Origin of the sequence: Solemya velesiana gill symbiont (assembly GCF_002020805.1) — a bacterium.
Taxonomy (GTDB): domain Bacteria; phylum Pseudomonadota; class Gammaproteobacteria; order Chromatiales; family Chromatiaceae; genus Sedimenticola_A.
This window is the reverse complement of the sequence record NZ_MPRJ01000031.1, coordinates 1-23,647: the sequence shown is the minus strand read 5'-3', so window position 1 is coordinate 23,647 and position 23,647 is coordinate 1. Positions and strand designations below refer to the sequence as shown.

Here is a 23,647-nt window from a genome sequence, read left to right as displayed (position 1 = left end):
TGCCAAGCCATTCCAGTGGACCAAGAGTGCTGAGAAAATTATTGCCTCGGTGAATAGGGCAAAGAATGCGTTGCCGAATTAACCGCATGGCCCACTAGAGCCTGTTATCAGGCACTGAAATCAGCTTTTTGGCAGGACAATCAGCCGGGTGCCCGAAAGGTGGTCATGCCAGGCCAGTTTTTCCGAATCAAAGAGTGACCAGATAAACCCCAGGCCAACAGGCAGCCAGGAGAGTATGGCGCAAAGGAATCGTATGAGCGCTTGCCGGGTGCTCAGCGGGGAGCCGTCATCGCACACCACGCGCAGACGCCAGGATTTCATACCCAGCGTCTGTCCGCCACGCGTCCAGAACCAGACGAAAAAGAGTGCAGGCACCAGTAGCCAGACCCACGAGAGAAGTGCTTTTGATACTTGGGTCGAGGTCTCTACACCAAGAAGCATTTCCGTGGGTATGGTGATGGCCGTTGAAGCGAGCATCAGGAGACCGGCGACGAGCAGGGTATCGTAGAGAATGGCCCCCAGTCTCCTGAGCAGACCGGGTGATGCCAGGGTGGTTTTTTCTGGATCTGAAGTCGTCATCGGCACATTTTAACCCACTCTACCCCCTATTGGAGTGGAGTTTGATGCCAAATTAGGGAATTTCCCTAATAGGATTGCGCAATCCCCCGGATTTTTTTGTGTACTTTTTTCAGTAACAATCCTCTGCTCAACTAAAATATAAAAGATGCAACTTATTCGTGACTTCGGATAGGGATTGCACATCGCGTTCTTGGAATTTCCAGGCGCCAAAGGAGAGTGGAGGAGATGGAACATAGATGTTCACCACGCAAGCCGGTGTCGATGGATGTGGTATTGAACTACCGCAGCCTGGGTCTGGTGCGAGGCCAGACCCAAGACGTCGGGGTGGGCGGAATGTTCGTCAAGACCGGTCGCATCCGGCTTCCGGTCAATGCCATGGTGGATGTTTCGGTCATAATGGAGGGTGCTCGTGGTATGAGTCCTTTCAGGACCGAGGCAATCGTGGTACATACCACCGATGGTGGTGTCGGTCTTATGTTTTGCGATCTCGAAGATGATCATCACACCCTGTTGCATGAGCTGATCTATGGCCGTCATGAGTACCTTGATGCCGCAGGCCGGGTCTGCCACGTCCACTAATCTCTGTTGAGTTTCATTTATCCCGTTGCCTGATCTGTCCAAAAGGATGGCGGGAAACAGTGCATCCTGATTTCACAGCCCTGGTTGTCTGATAGTCCTCTTATGGTCCAATGCATTATCATGGTGGGCCTGATTTCGAACGAACGAGCCGATTAAAAAGCCATGCCGAGGCCGATAGCCAAAAAACGTATGAGCACGCTAAGGCGTATCCCCATGCCCCTGCTCTCCATTATTGTGGGGCTGGCATGTGGTTTGGTTGTTTGGGTGGTGCTCGAACTGGTACAGCCCCGTGCCATCCGGGATGTCTTTTTCCAGGAGCTTGAGAGTCGCCTGGACCAGCAGGCTCGTGAGACCCTGATCCGATTCGACAATTACGTGGACGCCCACACTTCTACGGCCCGTTTGCTCGCAAATCATCGCCAGCTCAGTGATTACCTGGAACCTGTGTATTGGTTTGCAAACGATGAGTCGCCTGCAATCGTTTACTACCAGATACCACCCTGGCTTCCTCCCGCCTCGCTCTGGAAAAATCTCAGACCCAGCCACATGCTGCTGTTGGATACACAGGCCAGGGTCAGGGAGATCTACAGCGTGGGGCAGGGGTTGCTTCCCCGCGAACTGCTGGATGACATGGAGCTGTTCGTCAGCGGCGGGCAGGATGAGGTACTGATTACTACCCTGAATGGCCAGCCTTATCTCCTGGTAACGGAAATTGCAGAGGACGCAACGGGTACGAGGATGGGCACGCTGATGCTGGTGGTGCCAATCGATGAGCAGTTTTTACGTGCTTCCCAGCAGGGTGTGTCTGGCAGTAACGTGGTCATCGGCCTGGTTGATGCGGATGAGCAGCGATTTCTCGTCAGTAGTGAAGAGCATGTGGTATCTGGAGGTGAGGGTATCGACCAGGTACGTGCGGATTTTCTGGTGACAGCCCAATCGTTTTTCGCTTACGAAGGCACAACACTCAACATCCAGTTTGCGACACTGGTACCACGCAGCTCAGTGGAGGCGATACAGAAGCGGGTTGCAGATCTTGAACGTCGGCAACGGCTTGTAGCTGCGATCACCTTCATAAGTGTCTTTACGCTGGTTTTTTACCTGTTGTCCGGGCAGTTGAATAATATATTGCGCAGGATTCCCCGTTTTGCGAGGCGTGCGCTGGGTGCAGACCAACCGGTTCTGGAGAAAGGAAATCAGCTGTTCGTGCTGGAAGACTGGATTCGCCAGTTCATCCAATCAGTGCGAGAGGCCAGGGATGAGATGCGGCAGCAGCATGAGTCTGAGATGCAGGACTCCGAAGCGCTGACCGATGCGATCATGGAGGCGGCACTGGATTCGATTATCACCATCGACGAATCGGGCATGATCATCGAGTTCAATACGACGGCGGAAAAAACATTCGGTTATAAGCGGGAGGAGGTGATCGGCCAGGATTTCACCGCTTTCATGCTGAATGCGGAGAGCAGGCCGCGTTTCATTGAACTGCTTCACCTAGTTGAAGCCCGTTCCCAGATGAACGAGGAGGATATCCGGCAGGAGATGACGGCCATGCGCATGGACGGGACGGTTTTCCCTGCTGAGCTGGCAATCAAGCCCCTGCAGCTCCAGGAGCGGACGGTGCTGACCGTCTATCTGCATGACATTACAAACCGTAAACGTGCAGAACAGGAGATCCAGAGCCTGGCTAAATTCCCATCGGAGAGTCCGAGTCCGGTGCTGCGTGTGAACCGGCCCGGTGTCATCCTCTATGCAAACAACCCCAGCAAGCACCTGCTTGATTATTGGGGCTGCGGCCGGGGGCAGACATTGCCTCTTTACTGGCGAAAGCGGGTGGACGAGGTGATGGCGTCAGGGCGAAACTGGGAGGCCGAGGTGGTCTATGATGGCTATATTTACTCCCTGCTTTTTTCACCCGTAGCTGAATTGGGGTACGTGAATATCTACGGACGTGATATCAGCCAAGTCAGAAAGGCTGAGAGCCAGGCAAGGGAGCATCAGCAGGAGCTTGTTCATGTCTGTCGTCTCAGTACGATGGGTGAGATGGCTACGGGCCTGGCCCATGAGCTCAATCAACCGCTTTCGGCCATTGCCAATTTTGCCAACGGCAGCAGTCGCAGATTGCGCAATGATCCCCAGGCAATAGAAGACATACTCTATGCCCTGGGTCAGATAAACAACCAGGCAGACAGGGCAGGGGAGATCATCAAGCGCCTTCGCAACCAGGTGGGCAAGCAACCCCCGGTACGCACGGTTGCCGATATCAACGGGGTAGTAAGGGAGGTTTGCTCCTTCGTTGAGTTCGAAGCACGGAAAGCCGAGGTGGTGATTGAACAGGAGATGAGCCTGGAGAAGCTGCTGACCCGCATTGACGTGGTGCAGATTGAACAGGTGATCCTGAATTTAATTAGAAATGCACTGGATGCCCTGCTGGAGGTGCCTTCAAAACAGCGCAACCTGTCGGTAAGCACCAGTTTGAATGGTGCAGGTGGCATTGTTGTCGAGGTATTGGATAGTGGGCCCGGTATCAGCCCTGGGGTAGTTGATAAGCTGTTCGATCCGTTTTTTACCACCAAGGAGAGTGGAATGGGTATGGGGCTTGTCATTAGCCAGACGATTGTCGAAGATCACAACGGCAGGATCGACGTGGGCTCCAGGGAAGGTGGAGGTACCCGTTTTGCTGTTACACTGCCGGCATATGATGAAGAACAGGAATTCGATGGGACGATAGATGAGTAAGCAGACAACCGTATTTGTTGTGGATGACGATCAGGCCATGCGCAACTCTCTGAAGTGGCTGATCGAATCCGTGGGTATGGACGTGGAGACCTATGCCTCGGCCGATGAGTTTCTACGCAACTATTATCCCGGTCGTGCAGGCTGCCTGTTGCTGGATGTTCGCATGCCCGGGATGAGCGGGCTGGAGTTGCAGGAACAGTTCATCAAGCAGCAGATCAATATTCCTATTGTCATTATTACAGGCCATGGTGATGTGCCGATGGCCGTGCGGGCCATGAAGGCAGGCGCAGTGGATTTCATTGAAAAGCCATTCAATGATGAATTGCTGCTTGAAAGTATCCGTAACGCGCTGATGCTGGACGTTGAGCAGAGGGAAGCCCAGGCCGGGCGTGCCGAGATCGCATCGCGGTTGGCTCATCTGACACCCCGTGAACACGAGGTGATGGAGATGGTGACAAATGGGAAATCCAACAAAGAGATCGCCGCCGCCCTTGGCGTCAGTGCCAAGACCGTGGAGGCTCGCCGCGCACGGGTAATGGAGAAGATGGAAGCCAGCTCGCTGGCTGACCTGGTGAAGATGGTCCCGTCCCTTCGGGTTGGCTCTCAAATGAGGCCATGCTGCGTGGCCTGCAGGGATGTAGGTCAGGGGCGTGAGCATGGAGCGGTAAGCTTTGCGCATCGTTTATTTGGAACAACCAAACTGCACTCTGCGCGCCTTGCCTGGCCTCATTTGAGAGCCAGCGCTAGGCCCTAGTACTTTCGTGCCAGGGCATCCAATACCCTTGTTGAGAGCACTCTTTTCAACGCGCCGAACAGGTAAGTGGGGAATGTAACGTAGTAACGGGGTTGCGGCCGGGAACTTTCCAGGGCGTGTATCACCCGTTTCAGAACAGCTTCAGGCGGAAGGGTGAAGGGGACAGCAGGCCCTTTCTTTGTCAGGCGCTCCTCCAGGGCACGGTAAGCTGCTTCGTGGGGGCTGCCTTCAGGCTCGATGTTCTCCTGCCACTTACGGTAGGCATTTTCCCGAAATTTGCTGGTGATGGGGCCCGGTTCCACCAGGCTGACATAGACGCCGCTACCTTCAAGTTCCAGCCGTAATGTATCGCTCAGTCCTTCCAGGGCGTATTTGCTGGCGTTATAAGCGCCCCGGTACTTCATGGCGACAAAGCCGAGAACCGAGCTGTTCTGGATGATTCGTCCCTCACCCTGTCTGCGCATAACCGGCAGTACCAGCCGGGTCAGATGATGCCAGCTGAAAAGATTGACCTCGAACTGCCGTTTGAGTACCTCGGTTGAGAGATCCTCAACCGCTCCCGGTTGGCCGTAGGCGCCATTGTTGAACAGTCCGTACAGTTTGCCGTTGGTTTTCGAGAGTACCTGCTCCACGGCCTTTTCGATGCTCTCCCGGTCTTCCAACTCTAGATAGAGGGCCTCCAATCCCTGGGATTCCAGCATCTCCAGGTCCCGTTCCCGTCGGGCGGTTGCAAATACCGGGTAGCCACGAGACTTCAGACCCAGGGCGCAGCAGAGTCCGATACCGCTGGAACAGCCGGTAATCAATACAGGTCTGGAGTGTAGAGTGCTCATGCCGCATAATCCTAGAGTGTATATTGCCAGTGCGGGCTGTTTGCCCTTCATTAGGAAGTATCAACCCAGCATCATGATACACCAGCGGGTTTAAAGTTTTTGGTCGTGTTACCGCTACCATTTACTACGCATCAGAGGCAGAATAATAACGACGTCACATAGCCCACTGGGAAGGGTATGACGAATAAAGAGGTAGCTTTGTGGATATTGCAACCCTTGTAGGTTTACTTGGTGGCTTCGGTATCATCATCGGTGCGGTCGCAACCGGTGGCGATATCATGCTGTTTGTAAACGTGCCCTCCATCCTCATCGTTGTGGGTGGAACCTTCATGGTCACCCTCATGCAGGTCTCGTTGGGGGATTTTCTCGGTTCTTTCGCTATCGGTCTAAAGGCATTCTTCTACAAGGTGGAGTCACCACAGTCACTGATTGAAGAGGCTGTGCAATTGGCCGACGTGGCACGCAAGAACGGCTTGCTGGCCCTTGAAGGCCAGGAGATCACAAACGACTTTCTTTAAGGAGGGCATCGGTCTGTGTGTTGATGGACATGACCCGGCACTGGTGCAGAAGCTCCTCTCATCGGATATCGATCTCGCCATTCAAAGACACGAAGTCGGCCAGAGGATGTTCAAGAACATGGCGACCATGGCCCCTGCCATGGGCATGATCGGTACCCTGGTAGGCTTGGTACAGATGCTGGCCAACAGTCGGATCCGGCAAGTATCGGCCCCGCGATGGCTGTTGCCTTGCTGACAACCCTCTATGGTGCCGTCATAGCGAACGCGTTTGCCCAGCCCATGTCTGCCAAGCTTGCCCGTGCCAGTCAGCTTGAGAAAACCAACAAGTCCCTGATCCTTGAAACGATCTCAGGTATCCAGGAGGGTATGAATCCCCGCGTCCTGGAATAACTGCTGTCGACGTACCTGCCGTCCAGCAAGCGGGCCAAAGAAGAGTGACAGGAGCCTGATGGAACCGGTTTATGGCTGAAGAATGTCCCAAATGTGAAGAGGGCCTACCGCCATGGCTGGCGACTTTCGCCGACCTGATGTCTCTCCTCATGTGCTTTTTCGTGCTGCTGCTCTCCTTTGCCACCATCGATGCAGTGCGTTTCAAGAAGATGGCTGAATCGATGAAAGACGCCTTCGGTGTGCAACGGGAGATACCCGCGGCTGAGATCGTCATGGGTACCAGCGTGATCAAGCAGGAGTTCAGTCCGTCAACCGTTCCGGAGCCGAGCCCCATTGACGAGATACGACAACAGACCACTGATGTCGAGAAGCAGCACCTGGATATGAAAGAGGCCATGGAAGCTGCTGCAGAGCAGATTCAGAATGAGGTTGAGCAACAGGCGGCAGAGTTGAAGGAAGCCCTTAAGCAAGAGATCGATGAGGACCTTGTCAGTGTGGAGACCGAAGAGGCGAGGGTGATCATCCGTATCCAGGAGAAGGGGTCGTTCCCTTCGGGTAGTGATCGCCTCAATCCCGGTTTCTATGATGTGATGGACAGGATCAGCGAAGCGGTGGTCGATTCCCCTGGTCGAGTGATCGTGGCGGGGCATACCGATAATATCCCGATCAGCACAGAGCGTTTCAGGTCGAACTGGGAGTTGTCTGTCATCTGCCCGTGCGGTAACCGTGCTTCATGCATTACTGCAGAATCCCAGCGTAGATCCCAGTCGGGTGGTAGTGGAAGGGCATGCCGACTCCAAGCCATTGGTGCCTAATGATTCGTCTGAAAACAGGGCTCAGAATCGAAGGGTGGAATTGGTAATCGAGCGAGCTGACGAGATAGAAGCGGAAGCTGCCAAGAAAGTTCAGCAACAGGCAAGCTAGGCGATAGGTCTTTGAGATAGCAATATGGCGAATAACGAACATCCGACGGGATCCGGTGACGAAAGGAGACGCTTTTTTCGTATCGATGATGCGATGAGTATCAGTTACAGGGTGATTACACCTGATGAGTTGCCGCAGTGCCTGGAGCGGATGGAAAACGACCTGGATACCGATTTCACCATCATGAGCAACCTTGCTGCAGTCACTCAACGGATGGCAGGCGTACTGCATAAAGTCGAGTCTGACTACCCGGATGTGGCAAGCTACCTGAAAGCCCTGAATAGAAAAATCGATATCCTGGGTCGCGCCTTCCTGGTTCAGAATGCCGATATTTCCCAGCGCCCGGCAAACCCGGTAAACATCAGTGCCAGCGGCATGGCATTCAATACCACGGAAGAGGTGTCGGTTGGGGCCCAGCTTGAGCTGAAATTGCTGCTTATGCCCAGTTTTACCGGTGTGCTTACCATCTCTGAAGTGGTCTCATGCCAGGAAATGGAGAAGCCAGAGGGCGATTACCGCTACAATCTGCGGGTCAATTTCAGTCTCCTCCGCGAGGCTGATAGGGATGTGCTGATCCGATTGCAGACCGAGGAATTGAGGCGTCAGCGTGAGGAGCGTGAGGCCTGTCAACACCGGGGCTCCTCAAGCCGATTCTGCGAACCTGTAACCGTTCTTACCCTGCTGCTTGACCCTGTACATGGCGGTATCCGCTTGGTGCAACAATTTGTCCGCGGTCTCTCCGTTGGCGGGATAGAAGGCAACGCCGACACTAGAACCGATGTTGGCAGTGGTCTCTTCGATATTAAAAGGCAGACGAAGGCTTGCCTGAATCTTTTCGATCACCGACAGAACCGCCGGGTCCTCTTTTACATCAGTCAGCAGTACCACGAACTCGTCTCCGCCGAATCGGGCGACGGTGTCGGATTTCCTGGTGCAATTCTTCAGACGTTTTGCAGCCTCCCGCAGCAACCGGTCCCCGGCGATGTGACCATAGGTGTCGTTGACCACTTTGAAACCGTCCAGATCGAGAAACAGTATCGCCAGGTGCTCCTTGTGTCGCTTGGCGCTCTCGATTGCCGTGTTGATGCGGTCAAAGAGCATGGCGCGGTTGGGCAGGCCGGTGAGGACATCGTAACGGCCAAGGCGTTTGATCATCTCCTCCATCTGCTTGCGTTCGGTAATGTCATGGATGATGGCGTAATGGACATTGTTGCCATTGATCCGCAGCGGCGTGGTGTACATCTCGATGTTCCGCGCCTCGCCAGTGGCCAGGCGGTGCCTGAACAGGTAGTAGTCCCGCTCTTCCTCTTTCGCCAAGGCCACCTCGTCGTGTACGGCGGTTTTTGAACTGGCGTTTATCTGGGTGAAACTCATCTCCTTCAGTTCGTCGAGAGAATAGCCGTAGTAGCGTATGGCGGCCTCGTTGGCATCAAGTATCTGGCCGGATGCCGAGTCGAAGATAAGTTGCGTGGCCTTGGATTCTGAAAAAAGCCGGCGATAGCGGTCCTCGCTCTCACGCAGTGCCTTTTCGACCGTGAATCGATCGCCTATTTCATGCTGAAGGGCTTCGATGTGCTGATGGGATTTGTACTGGGCATAAAAAACCAATACCAGCAGTATGAGCGTTAGCGCAGATTGCAGCGCGCCAGTGATGATATCCCGTTGCAATTCCTGCTCCAGTCCGGACGCGGCAAGGATCTCCGATTCCGGTGTGGAGATCCCGATGGTCAGTATATCCTTGCCAATTTTTATGGATGTCCAGGCACCGTATTCGCGCCCCTTCTCAGGCAGCCATATAAACCACGTGGTGTCCGCGTTGCCCTGCATTACCCCCTTGACCAACGTGTCATAATGGCTGGCTCCGGAACGCTTCTGCATATCGAAGATCTGTTTAATGGTTTTGCCACGATTGACTTCCGGAAAGTCGGAGCTCTCGTCGTATATTGAGTAGCCGTTTCTGAAGATCCAGGCATCTCCGCTCTTCAGCAGTTTGAGAGGCTCGATGAAGTAGTGCAATACCTCCTGAACGCTCTCATCCATGTCGATTTTGCCGGAACGGTGTTTTATCCAGGTCTCAGCGGCACGTGCCGCGTCCTGTACGATGGAGCGCTCCATATCGACAAAGGCGTTTAATTCCGATTTCTTGAGTTTCTCGTGGTGAGAGTAAACGCTCCACCAGGTGAAAGCGTTAACGATCGCAAACATCAGTAGATAACTAACAATTCTTATTGGTTGCACCTGGTAGTGTTCCTTCAACTCAATACTGTAACTGCCGATTGTGGGGAACAGTTATGCCGGCTGGTAGGAATTGGGTAGGCTGATCATGTCATCGACCTGATCGTGTGTCGCCTCGGCCGGTCTGTTGTTATTCTATTTCAGTAGGTTACAGCAAAAACAATCAGTGTTTATCATTTATCGACCGACGCCTTGAAAACATGAGGGAGTCTTTGAGTAATTAATGAATTAGTTTGTTCTGTAGCGGGGTCAGTCAGGGAGCGCTAGAGTTTCCTGATACAGTCCAGGTAGAGTTGCTCATCGGGCATTCCACCGCTGCGTTGTGCTTCCCAGAGCATTCTTCCCAGGCACTCCATCATCTGGTGCTCCACTTCGTGGGGGTCGACTGTTTTCAGCGTCAGTTTCTGATAGGCCAGGCGAACGCCATTTGGCCGGTCAGTGCTGATCTGCTCCTGGATGCTGATGTGCATGGCCATGTGCAGAAACGGGTTGGTCTGCCCCTCTTCCGGCATGAAATCCCTGTCCAGGGATCCAGCAGGGTCTTCCAGCATTTTGTGATACTCGGGGTGCTGTTTGATTATCTCGGTGATCATCTGCTCAAGGGGTTCCAGCGGAGTTCCCTGTTTGAGCTTTTGCCAGGAGTCGGTGAACATCCGGCGCATCTGAAGTCGGTCGTTGCCAAACATTATCATCTCCCAGTCCAGGCCTGTTTACAGGCCCTAGTCCGATGTTTTGTTCTTGTACTCGCAAAGGTCTTCAATGATACAGGAACTGCACCGGGGTTTGCGTGCGATGCAGGTGTAACGTCCATGCAGGATGAGCCAGTGGTGGGCGTCCACCAGAAACTCCTTTGGGGTGAAGCGGAGCAGTTTTTTCTCGACTTCAAGAACGGTCTTGCCCGGGGCGATGCGCGTGCGGTTGGATACCCGGAAGATATGGGTGTCCACGGCCATGGTGGGATGGCCGAATGCGGTATTCAGGACTACGTTGGCGGTTTTTCTGCCCACCCCGGGAAGGGCCTCCAGGGCCTTGCGGTCTTCTGGTACGTTTCCACCGTGCTCGTCCAGGAGTATTCGGCAGGTCTTTAATATGTTTGCGCCTTTGCTGTTGTAAAGGCCGATGGTTTTGATCTGCTCTTTCAGGCCGTCTTCACCCAATGCCAGGATCGCATCCGGGGTATTGGCCTGGGGAAAGAGTTTTGCCGTGGCTTTGTTGACCCCTTTGTCAGTGGCCTGGGCAGAGAGAATCACTGCAATCAGCAACTCGAAAGCCGATGAGTAGTTGAGCTCAGTGGTCGGGTTGGGGTTTGCATCCCGCAACCGCTCAAAGATCAGTTGTCTTTTTTCCTTGTTCATCAGTTGCTTGTGCTACTGTTTCTGAATAGTGTCGGTTCAGGGATTTTAACACGATGGATTTGTGAGCTGTCCTGCAAATATGTATGGAAACAGCAGGATAGGGCATAAATATGAATAATATTCCTGTATAATCCACGTTTTTATTCAAGGAGAGTTGTGAGGCGCTGTATATGCCTGACAGACTGAGAAAGGACAATCTGCTAAAGAACCAGGAGTTCCAGTCGGCCCTGGTTAGGCTCGGTATATGGCTTTTTGCCGTTACCTATATCGGTCTTGGTGCCGCTTCAAACTATTACGCGGTGGACGAGACCCAGTACTTCCAGCTCTTCACCGTTTACTTTGTAATTTTCATCACCATCTTCGCCAGTATTTTTTTCAGGCGGGAATGGGAGGCAAGGCAGTTTTTTTCCCTGGTCATTGATGTCACGGCCATCAGCCTATGCATCATAATGACCAAGGAGGCGATCAATCCCTTTTACCTGCTTTACGTCTGGCTGTTCATCTCCTACGGCGCACGTTTCGGGAAGCGTCATCTGATTGCGGCTTCCCTGCTCAGTTTTTTGGCTTATTTCATTGCACTGATCTATCTCGATCAGTGGGATACATCGGCATTTGAAGTCGTGTTTTTCCTGCTCCTGTTGCTGTTATTGCCTCTCTATCAACACAGCTTGCTACAGAAACTGCATCTTGCGCGCCAGGATGCAGAACAGGCCAACAGTGCCAAAAGTGCATTTCTCTCTACCATGACACACGAATTGCGAACTCCCCTGAATGGTATCGTGGGGATGGCTCAATTGTTGAGATCGTCACCCCTCAACAATGATCAGAAGGAGTACGTGGAATCGATTACCGGCGCGGCAGGATTGCTTAATACCCTGATTGGTAATGTATTGGACCTCACTCGCATTGAGTCGTCCCAGTTGGAAATCAACCGGGTCAGTTTTGAGTTGCGGCCACTGGTACGTGAGATTTGTGTCGGGCTTTCAGGGCGCGCAGTAGATAAAGGGTTGGATATTTTCTGCCGAATTGATGACAGGGTGCCGATTCAGGTTGAGGGCGATCCACTTCGCGTGGAGCAACTCTTGTTCAATCTTATTGGCAATGCTGTGAAGTTTACCCAGAGCGGACATGTGGAGGTGAGTGTGACCAGGGCAGAGCCATGCAAAACGCTGCCCATGCCGCACCTGCTGATTGAAGTTATCGATACAGGCATTGGCATTGCCAGCCAGCAGCTTCAGCTGGTTTTCGATACCTTTTGGCAGACCGACTCCACGACAACCAGTCACTATGACGGAACCGGGCTGGGCACAGCTATTGCCCGCAGCCTGGCAGAAATCATGGGTGGGGAAATTGGTGTCGATAGCAAACAAGGAGAGGGGAGCAGGTTCTGGTGCCGCTTGCCTCTGATCGCACCTGGAGAAGAGGCGTCATCCTTCCAGGTCACTGGTCTCTCTGGCTTGAAGGGATTGGTTGTAGAGAAGAATCACGTGGTCAACGAGATGATTACGGGTATGTGTGCCGTTATGGGTATCGAGTGCAGGTCGGTTACGCAGATCCCCCAACTGGCATTGCAGATTGCAGATGCCGGTGAGATAGGCGTTCTGGATTTTGCCTTGATTTCAGATACCCCCGAAGGCCTGGACGCAAAACGGTTGAGTGATCTGATCCGTTCCCACCTGGGAAGTGAAGTGCCGGTGGTTTTTCTTGGCTATGCGGATCGGCGGATTCATGATCAGATGCCCAATACTGCGTTTCTGGCCAAGCCGGTGACCAGTGAGGTGCTTGCCGAATCTATAAAACGTGTTGTGAGTGCGCCTGTGAATGGGCACGTTAAGACCGATGCTCGCGGTTCGGTTGCATCTGCCGTCACCCTAAGGGTTTTGTTGGTGGAAGACAACCCGCTCAATGCCAAGGTGCTTGGAACCCTACTCTCAGAGTTGGGTTGTGAGGTCGCGTGGGCCAAAGATGGGGAGGAGGCGATGAACGTGGTCGGGGGCAATAGATTCGATCTGGCATTCGTAGACCTGCGAATGCCAAGGTTGGATGGTATCGGCTTTACACGGCAGTTCGGTCAGAAGAGGAGAATGGCCGTTATTTGTCAATTATTGCGTTAACCGCAAATACCTCCAACAACATCAAGCAGGAGTGCCTGGAAGCAGGTATGGACGACTTTCTCGCCAAACCGGTGGATAAGAACGTTCTGGGTGCGGTGCTGGTACGCTACCTGGACAGGGACTTCTGAAGAAGAACGATACCTCGCTTCACCAATACATGGGCGACCTGTGTTCACTCTCGCCCTTTGGTGCGTTTATCACTTTGTCGGGGAACAATGTTTACCCATGCAAATGCTTCGAATCTGCTTGTATCACTTCAGCTGGCGTTGGGCTGGGCATCCGGGAGGGAGGCATCGGCCTTGACGGCTTGTGCCTTGGTTACCCGGTTGTCGATGATGTTTTTCAGGGCGATCATCAGGCCCAGTCCGAGGAAGGCGCCGGGGGGCAGGATGGCAAGCAGCATGCCCTGGAAGTCATCGCCCAGGCTGATCTCGAGGCCTGCTGCCGCCGGGCCGAACATCAGATCCGCCTGTGAGAAAATGGTGCCCATGCCGATGATCTCGCGCATGGCGCCCAGGGCAACAAGGGCCAGTGTGAAACCGATACCCATGGCAAGTCCGTCAACGATCGCTTTCGGCAACCTGTTCTTGGAGGCGAAGGCCTCGGCGCGGCCGATGATGGCGCAGTTGGTGACAATCAGGGGAATGAAGATGCCAAGGATCTTGTAGAGCTCATAGAACCAAGCGTTCATGCTTAACTCCACGGCGGTGACGAAGGAGGCGATCACCAGCACGAAGACCGGCAGGCGCACCTCCGGTCGCACCAGGTTGCGAATCAGCGAAACCGTCGTGTTGGAAAGGGTGAGCACCAGGGTGGTGGCCAATCCCAGCCCAAGCCCGTTGATCGCGATGTTGGTTACCGCCAGCAGTGGGCAAAGCCCGAGCAGTGCCACCAGCGCCTGGTTGTTGCACCAGAGCCCGTCACGAATCAGTTTACCGTAGCCTGTCTCAGCCATGTTCTAGACCTGTGTTGATGCCACTTTTTCCGGCGGGGCTTCGTTATCGGAGGGACGCTCGAAAAGTGCCATGCCTTTGTCTCTGAAGTAGAGCAGGGTATTCTTCACTGCGCCTACGATGGATCTTGGTGTCACTGTTGCACCGGTGAACTGGTCGAAGTCGCCGCCATCCCGTTTTACCTTCCACCGGGAGATGTCGGGATTGATCAGGGACTTGTCCTTGAAGCTGTAGACCCAGTCCGATTTTCTCTCCTCCACCTTGTCGCCGAGTCCGGGTGTCTCCTTGTGGGAGACGATGCGTACACCGCCCAGGCTGCCATCGGTCCTGACAGCCACCAGCAGCTTGATGGGTCCGCTATAACCGTCGGGCACCACGGAGGCAAACACGGCGGCAACGGGCTGTCCGCCCTTGCGACCCAGGTAGACCTGGATTTTGTCGCCGCCCAGGCGCTCAATGTCATTCACAAACCGGGTGTCTGTAACGATATCGTTGTCGATGCTATCTGCAGGCACCAGTGCGTTGAGGCTGCGCAGCAGCGCCTCGCGCTCATTGGCGGCGATCCGATCCTTTGTCTGTTCCTGGGTGAAGGCGACCAACCCGGTACCGGCCACCGCAAACATGGCCAGCAGCAGACCCGCGACGAGAATAGGGTATTTATTCATTACTACCGCTCCTGTGCCCGAAGACCTGAGGTTGGGTGTAGTAATCAATGGTTGGGGCGGCCAGGTTCATTAACAAGACGGCAAAGGCCACCGCATCGGGGTAGCCGCCCCAGGTGCGGATAACGTAAACGATGGCGCCAATGCCTGCACCGTAGATGAGTTGCCCTTTCTTGGTAGTGCTCGCGGTCACCGGGTCGGTGGCGATGAAAAAGGCGCCCAGCAGGGTAGCGCCGGTAAAGATGTGAAACATACCGGTGGGGAAGGCGTCCTGGTCGAGCACGTGAAAGAAGGTGGCAAGCACCAACATGGCCCCCAGCATGGCCACGGGGATGTGCCAACTGATGATTCGCTTGTAGAGCAGTATCAGCCCCCCCAGCAGGTACCAGTTACCGACACACTCCCAGCCACGGCCGCCGAAATTGCCCCACAGGGGACTCTGCTTGATCTCGCTGAGGGTCTGGTTCAGGTCCAGCTGGGTACGCATCTCATCCAACGGGGTGGCCATGGTCAGGGCGTCGATCCCGAGGCCTTGGGGATAAATTCCGGCAAACTTGATGGACAGGACCTGGCCCAGGGTAAGGGGGTGCTCATTGAGCATATCCGGCGGCAGCCAGGAGATCATGTCCGTGGGATAGGATATGAGCAGCAGAACGTAGGCGGCCATGGCGGGGTTGAACGGGTTATAGCCGATGCCACCGTACATATGCTTGACCAGGAGTATGGCGAAGGCCATCCCCAGGACCGTGAGCCACCAGGGGAGCAGGGGCGGAACGGCTATGGCGAACAGCAGGGCGGTGACCACTGCGCTCAGGTCGCTGATGGCGGGCAGTGCCGGACGGCCCCGCAGTTTCATGGCCAGGGCCTCGCAGCCGATAGCGGTGACCACGGCCAGCAGGATGCTCACCAGGATACCCCAGCCGAAATACCACAGCATGGCCGCGATACCCGGTACCAGCGCTATGGTCACCCACAGCATGGTTATGCTTATGCTGTTGGGGCGCTCGGTATGGGGTGAAGTCAGGGTTTGAAATTGCATCCGCTATGCATCCTCTGGCTCTTGGGTGGCCTGCTTTGTATCTTCTGCTGCCTCTGCCCGGCGTTTGTCTGCCTGGTCGATCTGCTTCTGCTGAGCCTCGGTGAGCTCTTCCACGTTCTTGGGAGCCACGCCCTCTTCGGCCAGCTTAGCTTTCTTCTCTGCGGCCCTTTTCATGGCGGCCTCGATCGCGGCTTTCTTGGGATCCTTGGCTTCCCCACCTGCTTTCTTTGCAGCGGTCTTCTTCTTCAGCCCAGCCTTCTTCTTGCTCAGCCGTGCCTTGCGCTCAGCCTCCAACCGCTCAAGGCGGGCCACCCGTGCCTCGTGGCGCTTGCGAGCGTGCTCAGACTTGCGCTTCTCCTGTTCCCGGGCCCAGCTCTCCATCTTGGCAAAGCGGAAATACTGGACCAGGGGAATGTGGGACGGGCAGACATGGGAGCAGCAGCCGCACTCGATACAGTCGAAGAGGTTGTACTCCTGGGCCTTCTCCAGATCCTTCGCCTTGGCATACCAGTACATCTGCTGGGGGAGCAGGCGGGCCGGGCATGCGGCGGCACACTGTCCGCAACGGATGCAGGGTGAGGCGGGGCCAGGATTCGGGGATTCTGCCTCGCTGGCAGCGAGCAGACAGTTGGCGGCCTTGGTAATGGGCACGTTATCGGTATGCAGGGTGAAGCCCATCATGGGGCCTCCCAGGATCAGCTTGGACGCGGCATCGGTGTAGCCCCCGGCCTGCCCGATTAACGATGAAGCCGGTGTTCCGATCAGTACTTCCAGGTTGCGCGGCTCCTTGATCCCTTCGCCTGCGATAGTGACATAACGGGAGATCAAGGGTTTGTTCTCGAGCACGGCATCGGCGATGGCTGCAGCCGTGCCCACATTGTGGCAGACGATGCCGATCTGGGCCGGGATGCCATGGGAGGGGACCTCTTTGCCAGTGAGGATGCGAATCAGCTGCTTCTCTCCACCGCTGGGATAGAGTGTGGGGATGGGGACGACTTCGGTGTTGCTGAGTCCGCCGGTTTCTAGGGCCGCATTCATGGCGGCGATGGCCTCGGGCTTGTTGTCCTCGATGCCGATCAGGGTCTGTTCCGGCTCCAGCAGATGCTGCAGGATAGCAACGCCAGCCAGAACGCGGTCCGCCTGTTCACGCATCAGCATGTCGTCGCAGGTGATGAAAGGCTCGCACTCCGCGCCGTTTAGCACCAGGGTCTTGATCCAGGTTTCGGGGCCTGGGGTGACCTTTACGCTTGTGGGAAACGCAGCGCCACCCATGCCCACGATGCCGGCATTTCTGATTCGCTCCCGCAGCTCGCTTGGGTCGAGCTGCGCAAAATGGACCACTGGCTCCGGCAGTTCAACCCACTCGTCCAGGCCGTCCGTCTCGATCACGATGCAGGGTGAAGAGAGGCCGGAGGGGTGAGGGACAGGTTGTTCCCCGATCTCGATCACCGTGCCGGAGCTGGATGCGTGTACCGGCGCGCTGATATAACCCTGTGCCCTGGCGATCATCTGGCCCTTGAGTACCCGGTCGCCAACGCTGACCAGGGGATGGGCGACCTCGCCGATGTGCTGCTGAAGCGGGATGGTCAGCTGCTTTGGCAGGGCAGCGGGTTCAACCGGCCGGCCATTGGACTGGGCCTTGTTGTCGGGCAGGTGCAGGCCGCCATGAAAACGGTGGAGTTTGCGGGCCGGTCTGTTTGTTGATGGATAGTGCATGGGTGATCAGCCTGCCGTCGCCTCTGTAACTTCATTTGTCTCGGCACCATCGGGATAGGGCCATTTCCAGTTTCCGGTGTCTACTTTGACGGGCACCATGCTGATGCACTCAACCGGGCAGGGCGGCAGGCAGAGCTCGCAACCGGTGCACTCGTCCATGATGACGGTGTGCATCTGTTTCGCAGCGCCCAGGATTGCATCCACAGGACAGGCCTGAATACAGAGGGTGCAGCCGATGCACTCCTTTTCGTCGATGACTGCGGTGGCCTTTGGCTTCTCCACGCTGGCTTCGTCGTCCATGGGTACCGGGTCTTTTCCCAGCAGGTCTGCCAGGGCGATCATGGTTGCTTCCCCGCCGGGGGGGCAACGGTTGATTTCATCTTCTCCTGCTGCGATGGATTCGGCGTAGGGACGGCAGCCCGGGTGGCCGCACTGGCCGCACTGGGTCTGGGGCAGCAGGGCGTCGATCTTGTCGACAATGGGGTCTCCTTCCACGTGAAAGCGGATGGAGGAGTAGCCCAGCAAGAGGCCGAATCCCAGGGCGAGCAATGATAGGGCGATGATGGCTATAAACATCGTTTTTTAACAGCCCTAGCTCGGAACCAGTCCGGCGAAGCCCATGAAGGCCATGGACATCAGTCCCGCGGTTATGAGGGCAATGGCGCTTCCCTGGAGCGGGAGGGGTACGTCCGAGACGGTGACCCGTTCACGCACCGCGGCGAACAGCACCAGAACCAGTGAGAAACCGGCTGCAGCGCCGAAACCGTAAAGGGTTGACTCGATGAAGTTGTGCTGCTCCTGGATATTGAGCAGCGCTACACCCAGCACCGCGCAGTTAGTGGTGATCAGGGGCAGAAAGATGCCCAGCACCTGGTAGAGCACCGGGCTGGTTTTGTGCATCACCATCTCGGTGAACTGCACCAGCACCGCAATGACCAGGATGAAGGCGATAGTGCGCAGATACTCTATATCAAGGGGTGCCAGGATGAATTCGTTGACCAGGTAACTGCAGACTGAAGAGAGGGTGAGCACGAAGGTGGTGGCCAGGCCCATGCCGATGGCCGTTTCCAGCTTTTTGGATACCCCCATGAACGGGCACAGGCCAAGGAACTTCACCAGGACGAAGTTGTTGACCAGTACGGTACTAATGAGGATTAGGGCGTACTCTTTCATTTGCAGCTGGTTGTTGTGATTGGATCAGCAAATGGTAGAAGTTTACGTATAGGTAAACAACCTGTGTTTTGTATGTGCTTGAAGAGGTTTATATATGATCCGGTTTTCAGTTGTTTTGCACATTGATTATTCTAAATTCAGCCACATCAAAATAGATAGACTTTGGGATCTTCGCAGGTTTTGGGGAGGCCGATCAATTATTATAGGAGCCCGGTCCTCCGGGCGATCACGGCAACGAATGCATGATCGCGCTGAGGACAGGCCTCCTACATGGCATTATTTCACCTTCATGCCGGGTTCGGCGCCCTCATCCGGGTTGAGGATGAACAGGTCCTTGCCCCCCGGGCTGGCTGCCAGCACCATGCCTTCGGATACGCCGAATCGCATTTTACGCGGCGCCAGGTTGGCCACCATCACCGTCAGTTTCCCTTCCAGCTCTTCCGGCTGGTAGGCGGATTTGATGCCCGCGAATACGTTACGGGTTTCGCCACCCAGGTCCAGGGTGAGTTGCAGCAACTTGTCTGCCCCCTCCACGTGCTCGGCCTTGGCGATTTTGGCAATACGCAGATCAACCTTGGCAAATTCCCCGAAATCGATGGTATCGGCGATGGGATCCTTGGTCAGGTGCCCTTCGGTCGCAGTTTCGTGGGGTTTGGTCTTCTTTGCGTCCTGTGCTGCCAGGTCCTCTTTGGAGTGCTCCAGCATCGCCTCGATCTGCTTGGGCTCGATGCGGGTCATCAGCGGCTTGAACTTGGCCACTTGATGATCGGTGAGCGGGGTGGCCAGGGACTCCCAGGTCAGCGGCTCGACTTGCAGGAAGGCTTCGGATTTCTCCGCCGTGGCCGGCAGAATCGGGCGCAGGTAACCGATCAGCAGCCGGAACAGGTTGATGCCCATGGAGCAGACGTCGTGGAGTTCCTGGTCCCGACCCTCCTCCTTGGCCATGACCCAGGGTTTTTTCTCGTCGATATACTGGTTGGCGCGGTCTGCCAGGGCCATGATCTCGCGTACGGCGCGGCTGAACTCGCGTTTTTCATAACGCTCGGCAATGGACTCGCCGGCCTGGACGAACTCGTTGAACAGGGCCTGTTCGGAGAGGGTGGCCGAGAGTTTGCCTTCGAAGCGCTTCTTGATGAAACCGGCACAGCGGCTGGCGATATTCACCACCTTGCCCACCAGGTCGGAGTTGACCCGGGCGGCGAACTCCTCCAGGTTGAGGTCGATATCCTCCACCCCTGAGCCCAGTTTGGCGGCGAAGTAGTAGCGCAGGTACTCCGGGTTGAGGTGGTCCAGGTAGGTGCGTGCCTTGATGAAGGTGCCCCTGGACTTGGACATCTTCTGCCCGTCCACGGTCAGGAAGCCGTGGGAGAAGATCGCCGTCGGGGTGCGGAAGTCTGCACCGTGGAGCATGGCCGGCCAGAACAGGGCGTGGAAATAGATAATGTCCTTGCCGATGAAGTGATAGAGCTCGGCGTCGGAGTCCTTGGACCAGAAGTCGTCGAACTCCAGTCCCTCGGTCCGGTCGCAGAGGTTCTGGAAGCTGGCCTGGTAGCCGATGGGGGCGTCCAGCCAGACATAGAAGAACTTGCCGGGATGATCGGGAATTTCGAACCCGAAATAGGGGGCGTCGCGGGAGATGTCCCACTCCTGCAGGCCCGCCTCGAACCACTCGTCCAGCTTGTTCGCGACCTCCGCCTGGAGGTGGCCGCCCTTGGTCCACTCCTTGAGCATCTGCTCGAAATCGCCGAGCTTGAAGAAGTAGTGGTCCGACTCTTTGTCGATGGGGGTGGCACCGGAGATTGCGGATACCGGGTTCTTCAGTTCCGCAGGGCTGTAGCTGGCGCCGCACACTTCGCAGTTGTCCCCGTACTGGTCCTCAGCGCCGCATTTCGGGCAGGTGCCCTTGATGAAGCGGTCGGGCAGGAACATGTTTTCAACCGGGTCATAGGCCTGGGTGATGGTGCGCCTGGCGATGTGGTCCTTGTCGCGGTTGCGTTCGTAGATTCGGGTCGCGCAGACCCGATTCTCCTCCGAATGGGTGGAGTGGTAATTGTCGAAGCCGATATTGAAGTCCCCGAAATCGGCCTTATGTTCTTCGGCAACCCGTGCGATCAACGCTTCAGGCTCAATCCCTTCCTGGCGGGCGCGGAGCATGATGGGCGTGCCGTGAGCATCGTCGGCGCAGACGTAAATGCAGTTGTTTCCATGCATTTTCTGGAAACGGACCCATGTGTCGGTCTGGATGTATTCCACCAGGTGGCCGATGTGAATCGGACCGTTGGCGTAGGGAAGGGCGCTGGTGACCAAAATTTTACGCGGTTTGATGCTCATTTTTTTTCAGGCTGATCAGATCGTTAATGTGAAATACCGGGAACTTCGGTAAAGCCCACCATTATCGCATAGTCATCCAATAAAGTGGCTGACTTTCTGGCAGGTGCAGGCCTATGAAATCTTGCATTCAAAATAGGGTTATATAAAACCGAGTAAAACAGTTGGTAAGTATTGGCGTTTTTGGTGTAGAATGCGCCGCCATTACCCAAGCAAATTTCCCTGAGGCCCGCAGTGAGGGTCTTGTTGGCAGGAGAGAATTAATGGCTGATTTGACTAAAGAGCTGATTGAAGAGGCGATCAAGGGTTACGAAGAAACCCATCTGGGCAAAGACCTGGTGAGCGCCAATTGCATCAAAAGCATTGATATCGATGGCGGCAACGTCAAGGTTGCGGTGGAGATGGGTTTCCCCTGCGACGGCGTGAAAGATGAGCTGGCCGCTGCGGTCAAGGCCCAGGTTGAAGGCGTGGACGGTGTCTCCTCTGCTGACGTAGAGGTGACCTGGAAGGTAGTTGCTCACTCGGTTCAGAAGTCCCTGAAGCCCATCGGCAACGTCAAGAACATTATCGCCGTAGCCTCCGGCAAGGGTGGTGTGGGCAAGTCCACCACTGCTGTGAACCTGGCACTGGCCCTGGCTGCCGAAGGCGCCAAGGTGGGCGTGCTGGACGCCGATATCTATGGACCCTCCCAGCCCCGCATGCTGGGTGTTTCCGGTCAGCCCGAATCCAAAGACGGCAAGACCCTGGAGCCCATGGAGAACCATGGTCTGCAGGCCATGTCCATCGGTTTCCTGATCGACGAGGAGACCCCCATGATCTGGCGTGGCCCCATGGTCACCCAGGCCCTGGAGCAGCTGCTTAACGATACCAACTGGGACAGCCTTGATTACCTGGTCATCGACCTGCCGCCGGGCACCGGTGATACCCAGCTGACCCTGGCCCAGAAGGTGCCCGTGTCCGGTGCTGTGGTTGTGACCACGCCCCAGGACATCGCCCTGCTGGATGCCCGCAAAGGCTTCAAGATGTTCGAGAAGGTCGAGGTGCCTGTGCTGGGTATCGTTGAGAACATGAGTATTCACATCTGCTCCAGCTGCGGCCACGAAGAGCACATCTTCGGCGAAGGCGGGGGTGTTCGGATGGCCGAACAGTATGGTGTGAACTTCCTGGGCGCACTGCCCCTGGATATCCGCATCCGAGAAGAGACCGATGGCGGCAAGCCCACCGTGGTGGCTGAACCCGATGCACGCATCTCCCAGATCTACCGCGAGATCGCCCGCAAAACCGCGGCGAAACTCGCCCTCCAGGGCAAGAGCTACGCGTCCAAGTTCCCCAACATCGTGATCCAGAACAACTGATCATTTCCTTTCGCGATCAGTGAAAAAGCCCGCAGTGATGCCAAGGGGTTTACTTAACCTGTTGCGGGGATCTTAAAATCTGGCAGGTTCCACCTATTAATCAAAGAGATAGGTGGAATCTCCTTTGCCAAAGAAATCTTCACGAAAAAATCATCGGCGTTTAGGGTTGCCGAGAATTCCCATTGAGATCAATGGGGTACAAGTTAATTTCTGCAAGAACCCGCGGTGTTCTAACTTCGGTATTCCAGCCAGATCTTCTAATCAGCCCCTCAAAACTCCAGATGGGAAAGTAATCCCGGACAGGTACAGAAAATCGGGCGACGTTTGGAATAAATCCTACCTACTCTGCAAAGAATGCGGCGAGACGCCGCCAATCAAAAGCAATCTAGCGATTTCTGAGGAACTGAACAGGATGATCGCTGGCAATGAGCCCCGCCCCGAGGCTTATTGTCCGACTGCAGCATGTAAACACCACAATATCCCTGTCTCAAAAGGCAGAGGATTTTATCGCCGATATGGAAAAACCGAGGGTGGCTCTATTCGCTTTCTTTGCCATGGATGCGGGAAGGTATTTTCAGTCAGGAAGAAATCCACCGCAAGGCAGCGGCAGTCCCATAAAAACAGGCGAATCTTCCAGCTGCTAGTGAATCGTTCCCCACTGAAGCTTGAGTCTATGCGAGAAATTAACCCAGGTCTGACTGACCAAATGATATGCAACTTACTTGCGCAGGAGCAGGTAGCCAGCATGTCTCCTCATGGCAAATGGAATGACCTGTGGTTCATGCATCCGCTTCCGGATATGACCGAGCCAGAAAAGGCTATTTGTCATCTTACCGACATGAGTGATTATTCCGTTGAACATCGCGCAAATCTGTATCTATCTGTATCTAAAAGCGACACTCAAATCGACGGATAGGTATTTCATGCAGCTGCGGCGAATGATTAGCCTGATTGAACGCCCTATATCTACCGCCAGTGCAAACCAGCGGAGATGGCACGGCTATCATGCCTACAACCCAAACGTGATTGTGAAACTGCTAACAATCTATCGAGCGTATTACAATTTCGTAAAGGTTTCCGATAAGCATGGCACCACACCCGCTCAGAGATTAGGACTGGCTAGGGCGCCGGCAGACATAAACAGCATCATTTACTTCTAGGCCGCCCTATAGGTCAATGACGACTGTTAGAACTGATTTTCTTGCCCTCTCACAGAATCCATTTCTATTATTTATGGTAACGAATTTTGTGACGATACTTCGGTATCTCGCAGCCCAGAAATGTGGCAGGTATTCTTCTGTCCTTTCTAGTGGGTCACGCGTAAAGTTAACAAGCGAATTGTGTAGCTTGATATAATGAGGCATGGCAAATAAAACAGCACCATTTTGTATCACAAAAGATGTC

General features: G+C 55.1%; 20 protein-coding genes and 3 pseudogenes. 11 read left to right on the top strand and 12 right to left on the bottom strand.

Going from position 1 to position 23,647, the window contains the following annotated elements:
* Positions 1 to 120: 120 nt before the first annotated feature.
* Positions 121 to 579 (bottom strand): RDD family protein, encoded by a 459-nt coding sequence (locus BOW53_RS06340; protein ID WP_078486852.1) that lies wholly within the window; start codon positions 577 to 579, stop codon positions 121 to 123.
* A 225-nt stretch (positions 580 to 804) separates the two neighbouring features.
* Between BOW53_RS06340 and BOW53_RS06335 the strand changes: the two genes are divergently transcribed.
* From BOW53_RS06335 to BOW53_RS06325, 3 genes and pseudogenes are all read left to right on the top strand, one after another.
* Entirely contained in the window at positions 805 to 1,158 is a 354-nt protein-coding gene (locus BOW53_RS06335) for a PilZ domain-containing protein (protein WP_135607030.1), read from the top strand.
* 189 nt (positions 1,159 to 1,347) lie between these two features.
* Complete coding sequence (locus BOW53_RS06330; RefSeq protein WP_172838798.1) at positions 1,348 to 3,894, top strand: ATP-binding protein; 2,547 nt, start codon at positions 1,348 to 1,350, stop codon at positions 3,892 to 3,894.
* A pseudogene (locus BOW53_RS06325) lies at positions 3,887 to 4,474 on the top strand (response regulator transcription factor); the annotation flags it as partial. The gene BOW53_RS06330 and the pseudogene BOW53_RS06325, both read left to right, overlap by 8 nt.
* 170 nt (positions 4,475 to 4,644) lie before the next feature.
* Here the strand turns inward: BOW53_RS06325 and BOW53_RS06320 are convergent.
* Positions 4,645 to 5,481 (bottom strand): SDR family oxidoreductase, encoded by an 837-nt coding sequence (locus tag BOW53_RS06320; protein WP_078486844.1) that lies wholly within the window; start codon positions 5,479 to 5,481, stop codon positions 4,645 to 4,647.
* A gap of 200 nt (positions 5,482 to 5,681) precedes the next feature.
* Here BOW53_RS06320 and BOW53_RS06315 point away from each other — a divergent pair.
* The 4 genes and pseudogenes from BOW53_RS06315 to BOW53_RS13875 form a co-directional block, all read left to right on the top strand.
* Positions 5,682 to 6,389 (top strand): annotated as a pseudogene (locus BOW53_RS06315) (MotA/TolQ/ExbB proton channel family protein).
* 71 nt (positions 6,390 to 6,460) lie between these two features.
* Positions 6,461 to 7,204 carry a MotB family protein gene (locus BOW53_RS06310; RefSeq protein ID WP_245832024.1) on the top strand — a complete coding sequence of 248 codons (744 nt, stop codon included), beginning with the start codon at positions 6,461 to 6,463 and terminating at the stop codon, positions 7,202 to 7,204.
* Positions 7,116 to 7,313, top strand: coding sequence for a hypothetical protein (locus BOW53_RS13175; protein ID WP_245832023.1), 198 nt, complete (start codon positions 7,116 to 7,118; stop codon positions 7,311 to 7,313). The genes BOW53_RS06310 and BOW53_RS13175 overlap by 89 nt, the downstream gene beginning before the upstream one ends.
* A 24-nt stretch (positions 7,314 to 7,337) precedes the next feature.
* A pseudogene (locus tag BOW53_RS13875) lies at positions 7,338 to 7,835 on the top strand (hypothetical protein); the annotation flags it as partial.
* Positions 7,836 to 7,955: 120 nt separating this feature from the next.
* Here BOW53_RS13875 and BOW53_RS06300 read toward each other — a convergent pair.
* The 3 genes from BOW53_RS06300 to nth all read right to left on the bottom strand — a co-directional run bounded on the left by BOW53_RS06300 (position 7,956) and on the right by nth (position 10,903).
* Positions 7,956 to 9,518 (bottom strand): sensor domain-containing diguanylate cyclase, encoded by a 1,563-nt coding sequence (locus BOW53_RS06300; RefSeq protein WP_078486842.1) that lies wholly within the window; start codon positions 9,516 to 9,518, stop codon positions 7,956 to 7,958.
* Positions 9,519 to 9,811: 293 nt separating this feature from the next.
* Complete coding sequence (locus tag BOW53_RS06295; protein WP_078486840.1) at positions 9,812 to 10,234, bottom strand: DUF1841 family protein; 423 nt, start codon at positions 10,232 to 10,234, stop codon at positions 9,812 to 9,814.
* A gap of 33 nt (positions 10,235 to 10,267) precedes the next feature.
* Positions 10,268 to 10,903, bottom strand: coding sequence for an endonuclease III (gene nth / locus BOW53_RS06290; RefSeq protein ID WP_078486839.1), 636 nt, complete (start codon positions 10,901 to 10,903; stop codon positions 10,268 to 10,270).
* Between the two features lie 170 nt (positions 10,904 to 11,073).
* On the opposite strand from nth, the gene BOW53_RS06285 reads away from it, so the two are divergent.
* Together BOW53_RS06285 and BOW53_RS12760 are read left to right on the top strand one after the other, a co-directional pair.
* The gene (locus BOW53_RS06285; RefSeq protein WP_078486837.1) at positions 11,074 to 13,017 is read left to right on the top strand and encodes an ATP-binding protein; all 1,944 of its coding nucleotides are present in this window, start codon (positions 11,074 to 11,076) and stop codon (positions 13,015 to 13,017) included.
* Positions 12,999 to 13,145: a response regulator gene (locus BOW53_RS12760; RefSeq protein WP_172838797.1), complete on the top strand. Its 147-nt coding sequence runs from the start codon at positions 12,999 to 13,001 to the stop codon at positions 13,143 to 13,145. Before BOW53_RS06285 ends, BOW53_RS12760 begins: the two co-directional genes overlap by 19 nt.
* A gap of 128 nt (positions 13,146 to 13,273) precedes the next feature.
* On the opposite strand, the gene BOW53_RS06275 is transcribed toward BOW53_RS12760, so the two are convergent.
* The 7 genes from BOW53_RS06275 to metG form a co-directional block, all read right to left on the bottom strand.
* Positions 13,274 to 13,972, bottom strand: coding sequence for an electron transport complex subunit E (locus tag BOW53_RS06275; RefSeq protein ID WP_078486834.1), 699 nt, complete (start codon positions 13,970 to 13,972; stop codon positions 13,274 to 13,276).
* 3 nt (positions 13,973 to 13,975) lie between these two features.
* Complete coding sequence (gene rsxG, locus BOW53_RS06270; protein WP_078486832.1) at positions 13,976 to 14,635, bottom strand: electron transport complex subunit RsxG; 660 nt, start codon at positions 14,633 to 14,635, stop codon at positions 13,976 to 13,978.
* The gene (rsxD, locus tag BOW53_RS06265; RefSeq protein WP_078486830.1) at positions 14,628 to 15,671 is read right to left on the bottom strand and encodes an electron transport complex subunit RsxD; all 1,044 of its coding nucleotides are present in this window, start codon (positions 15,669 to 15,671) and stop codon (positions 14,628 to 14,630) included. Before rsxD ends, rsxG begins: the two co-directional genes overlap by 8 nt.
* A gap of 3 nt (positions 15,672 to 15,674) precedes the next feature.
* Complete coding sequence (rsxC, locus tag BOW53_RS06260) at positions 15,675 to 17,387, bottom strand: electron transport complex subunit RsxC (protein ID WP_078486829.1); 1,713 nt, start codon at positions 17,385 to 17,387, stop codon at positions 15,675 to 15,677.
* A 6-nt stretch (positions 17,388 to 17,393) separates the two neighbouring features.
* On the bottom strand, positions 17,394 to 17,963 hold the full coding sequence (gene rsxB, locus BOW53_RS06255) for an electron transport complex subunit RsxB (RefSeq protein WP_078486827.1): 570 nt from the start codon (positions 17,961 to 17,963) through the stop codon (positions 17,394 to 17,396).
* Positions 17,964 to 17,978: 15 nt separating this feature from the next.
* Positions 17,979 to 18,560, bottom strand: a complete 582-nt coding sequence (gene rsxA, locus BOW53_RS06250) for an electron transport complex subunit RsxA (protein ID WP_078486825.1) — start codon at positions 18,558 to 18,560, stop codon at positions 17,979 to 17,981.
* Positions 18,561 to 18,836: 276 nt separating this feature from the next.
* The gene (gene metG / locus BOW53_RS06245) at positions 18,837 to 20,891 is read right to left on the bottom strand and encodes a methionine--tRNA ligase (RefSeq protein WP_078486824.1); all 2,055 of its coding nucleotides are present in this window, start codon (positions 20,889 to 20,891) and stop codon (positions 18,837 to 18,839) included.
* A gap of 260 nt (positions 20,892 to 21,151) precedes the next feature.
* On the opposite strand from metG, the gene apbC reads away from it, so the two are divergent.
* Together apbC and BOW53_RS06235 are read left to right on the top strand one after the other, a co-directional pair.
* Positions 21,152 to 22,243 (top strand): iron-sulfur cluster carrier protein ApbC, encoded by a 1,092-nt coding sequence (apbC, locus tag BOW53_RS06240; RefSeq protein WP_078486822.1) that lies wholly within the window; start codon positions 21,152 to 21,154, stop codon positions 22,241 to 22,243.
* A 124-nt stretch (positions 22,244 to 22,367) separates the two neighbouring features.
* Entirely contained in the window at positions 22,368 to 23,159 is a 792-nt protein-coding gene (locus BOW53_RS06235) for an IS1 family transposase (RefSeq protein ID WP_135607029.1), read from the top strand.
* Positions 23,160 to 23,647: the final 488 nt, after the last annotated feature.

Coding starts and splice junctions, on each gene's coding strand:
- BOW53_RS06340 (WP_078486852.1), bottom strand. CDS start 579: ATGACGACTTCAGATCCAGAAAAAACCACCCTGGCATCACCCGGTCTG.
- BOW53_RS06335 (WP_135607030.1), top strand. CDS start 805: ATGGAACATAGATGTTCACCACGCAAGCCGGTGTCGATGGATGTGGTA.
- BOW53_RS06330 (WP_172838798.1), top strand. CDS start 1,348: ATGAGCACGCTAAGGCGTATCCCCATGCCCCTGCTCTCCATTATTGTG.
- BOW53_RS06320 (WP_078486844.1), bottom strand. CDS start 5,481: ATGAGCACTCTACACTCCAGACCTGTATTGATTACCGGCTGTTCCAGC.
- BOW53_RS06310 (WP_245832024.1), top strand. CDS start 6,461: ATGGCTGAAGAATGTCCCAAATGTGAAGAGGGCCTACCGCCATGGCTG.
- BOW53_RS06300 (WP_078486842.1), bottom strand. CDS start 9,518: ATGTTTGCGATCGTTAACGCTTTCACCTGGTGGAGCGTTTACTCTCAC.
- BOW53_RS06295 (WP_078486840.1), bottom strand. CDS start 10,234: ATGTTTGGCAACGACCGACTTCAGATGCGCCGGATGTTCACCGACTCC.
- nth (WP_078486839.1), bottom strand. CDS start 10,903: ATGAACAAGGAAAAAAGACAACTGATCTTTGAGCGGTTGCGGGATGCA.
- BOW53_RS06285 (WP_078486837.1), top strand. CDS start 11,074: ATGCCTGACAGACTGAGAAAGGACAATCTGCTAAAGAACCAGGAGTTC.
- BOW53_RS06275 (WP_078486834.1), bottom strand. CDS start 13,972: ATGGCTGAGACAGGCTACGGTAAACTGATTCGTGACGGGCTCTGGTGC.
- rsxG (WP_078486832.1), bottom strand. CDS start 14,635: ATGAATAAATACCCTATTCTCGTCGCGGGTCTGCTGCTGGCCATGTTT.
- rsxD (WP_078486830.1), bottom strand. CDS start 15,671: ATGCAATTTCAAACCCTGACTTCACCCCATACCGAGCGCCCCAACAGC.
- rsxC (WP_078486829.1), bottom strand. CDS start 17,387: ATGCACTATCCATCAACAAACAGACCGGCCCGCAAACTCCACCGTTTT.
- rsxB (WP_078486827.1), bottom strand. CDS start 17,963: ATGTTTATAGCCATCATCGCCCTATCATTGCTCGCCCTGGGATTCGGC.
- rsxA (WP_078486825.1), bottom strand. CDS start 18,560: ATGAAAGAGTACGCCCTAATCCTCATTAGTACCGTACTGGTCAACAAC.
- metG (WP_078486824.1), bottom strand. CDS start 20,891: ATGAGCATCAAACCGCGTAAAATTTTGGTCACCAGCGCCCTTCCCTAC.
- apbC (WP_078486822.1), top strand. CDS start 21,152: ATGGCTGATTTGACTAAAGAGCTGATTGAAGAGGCGATCAAGGGTTAC.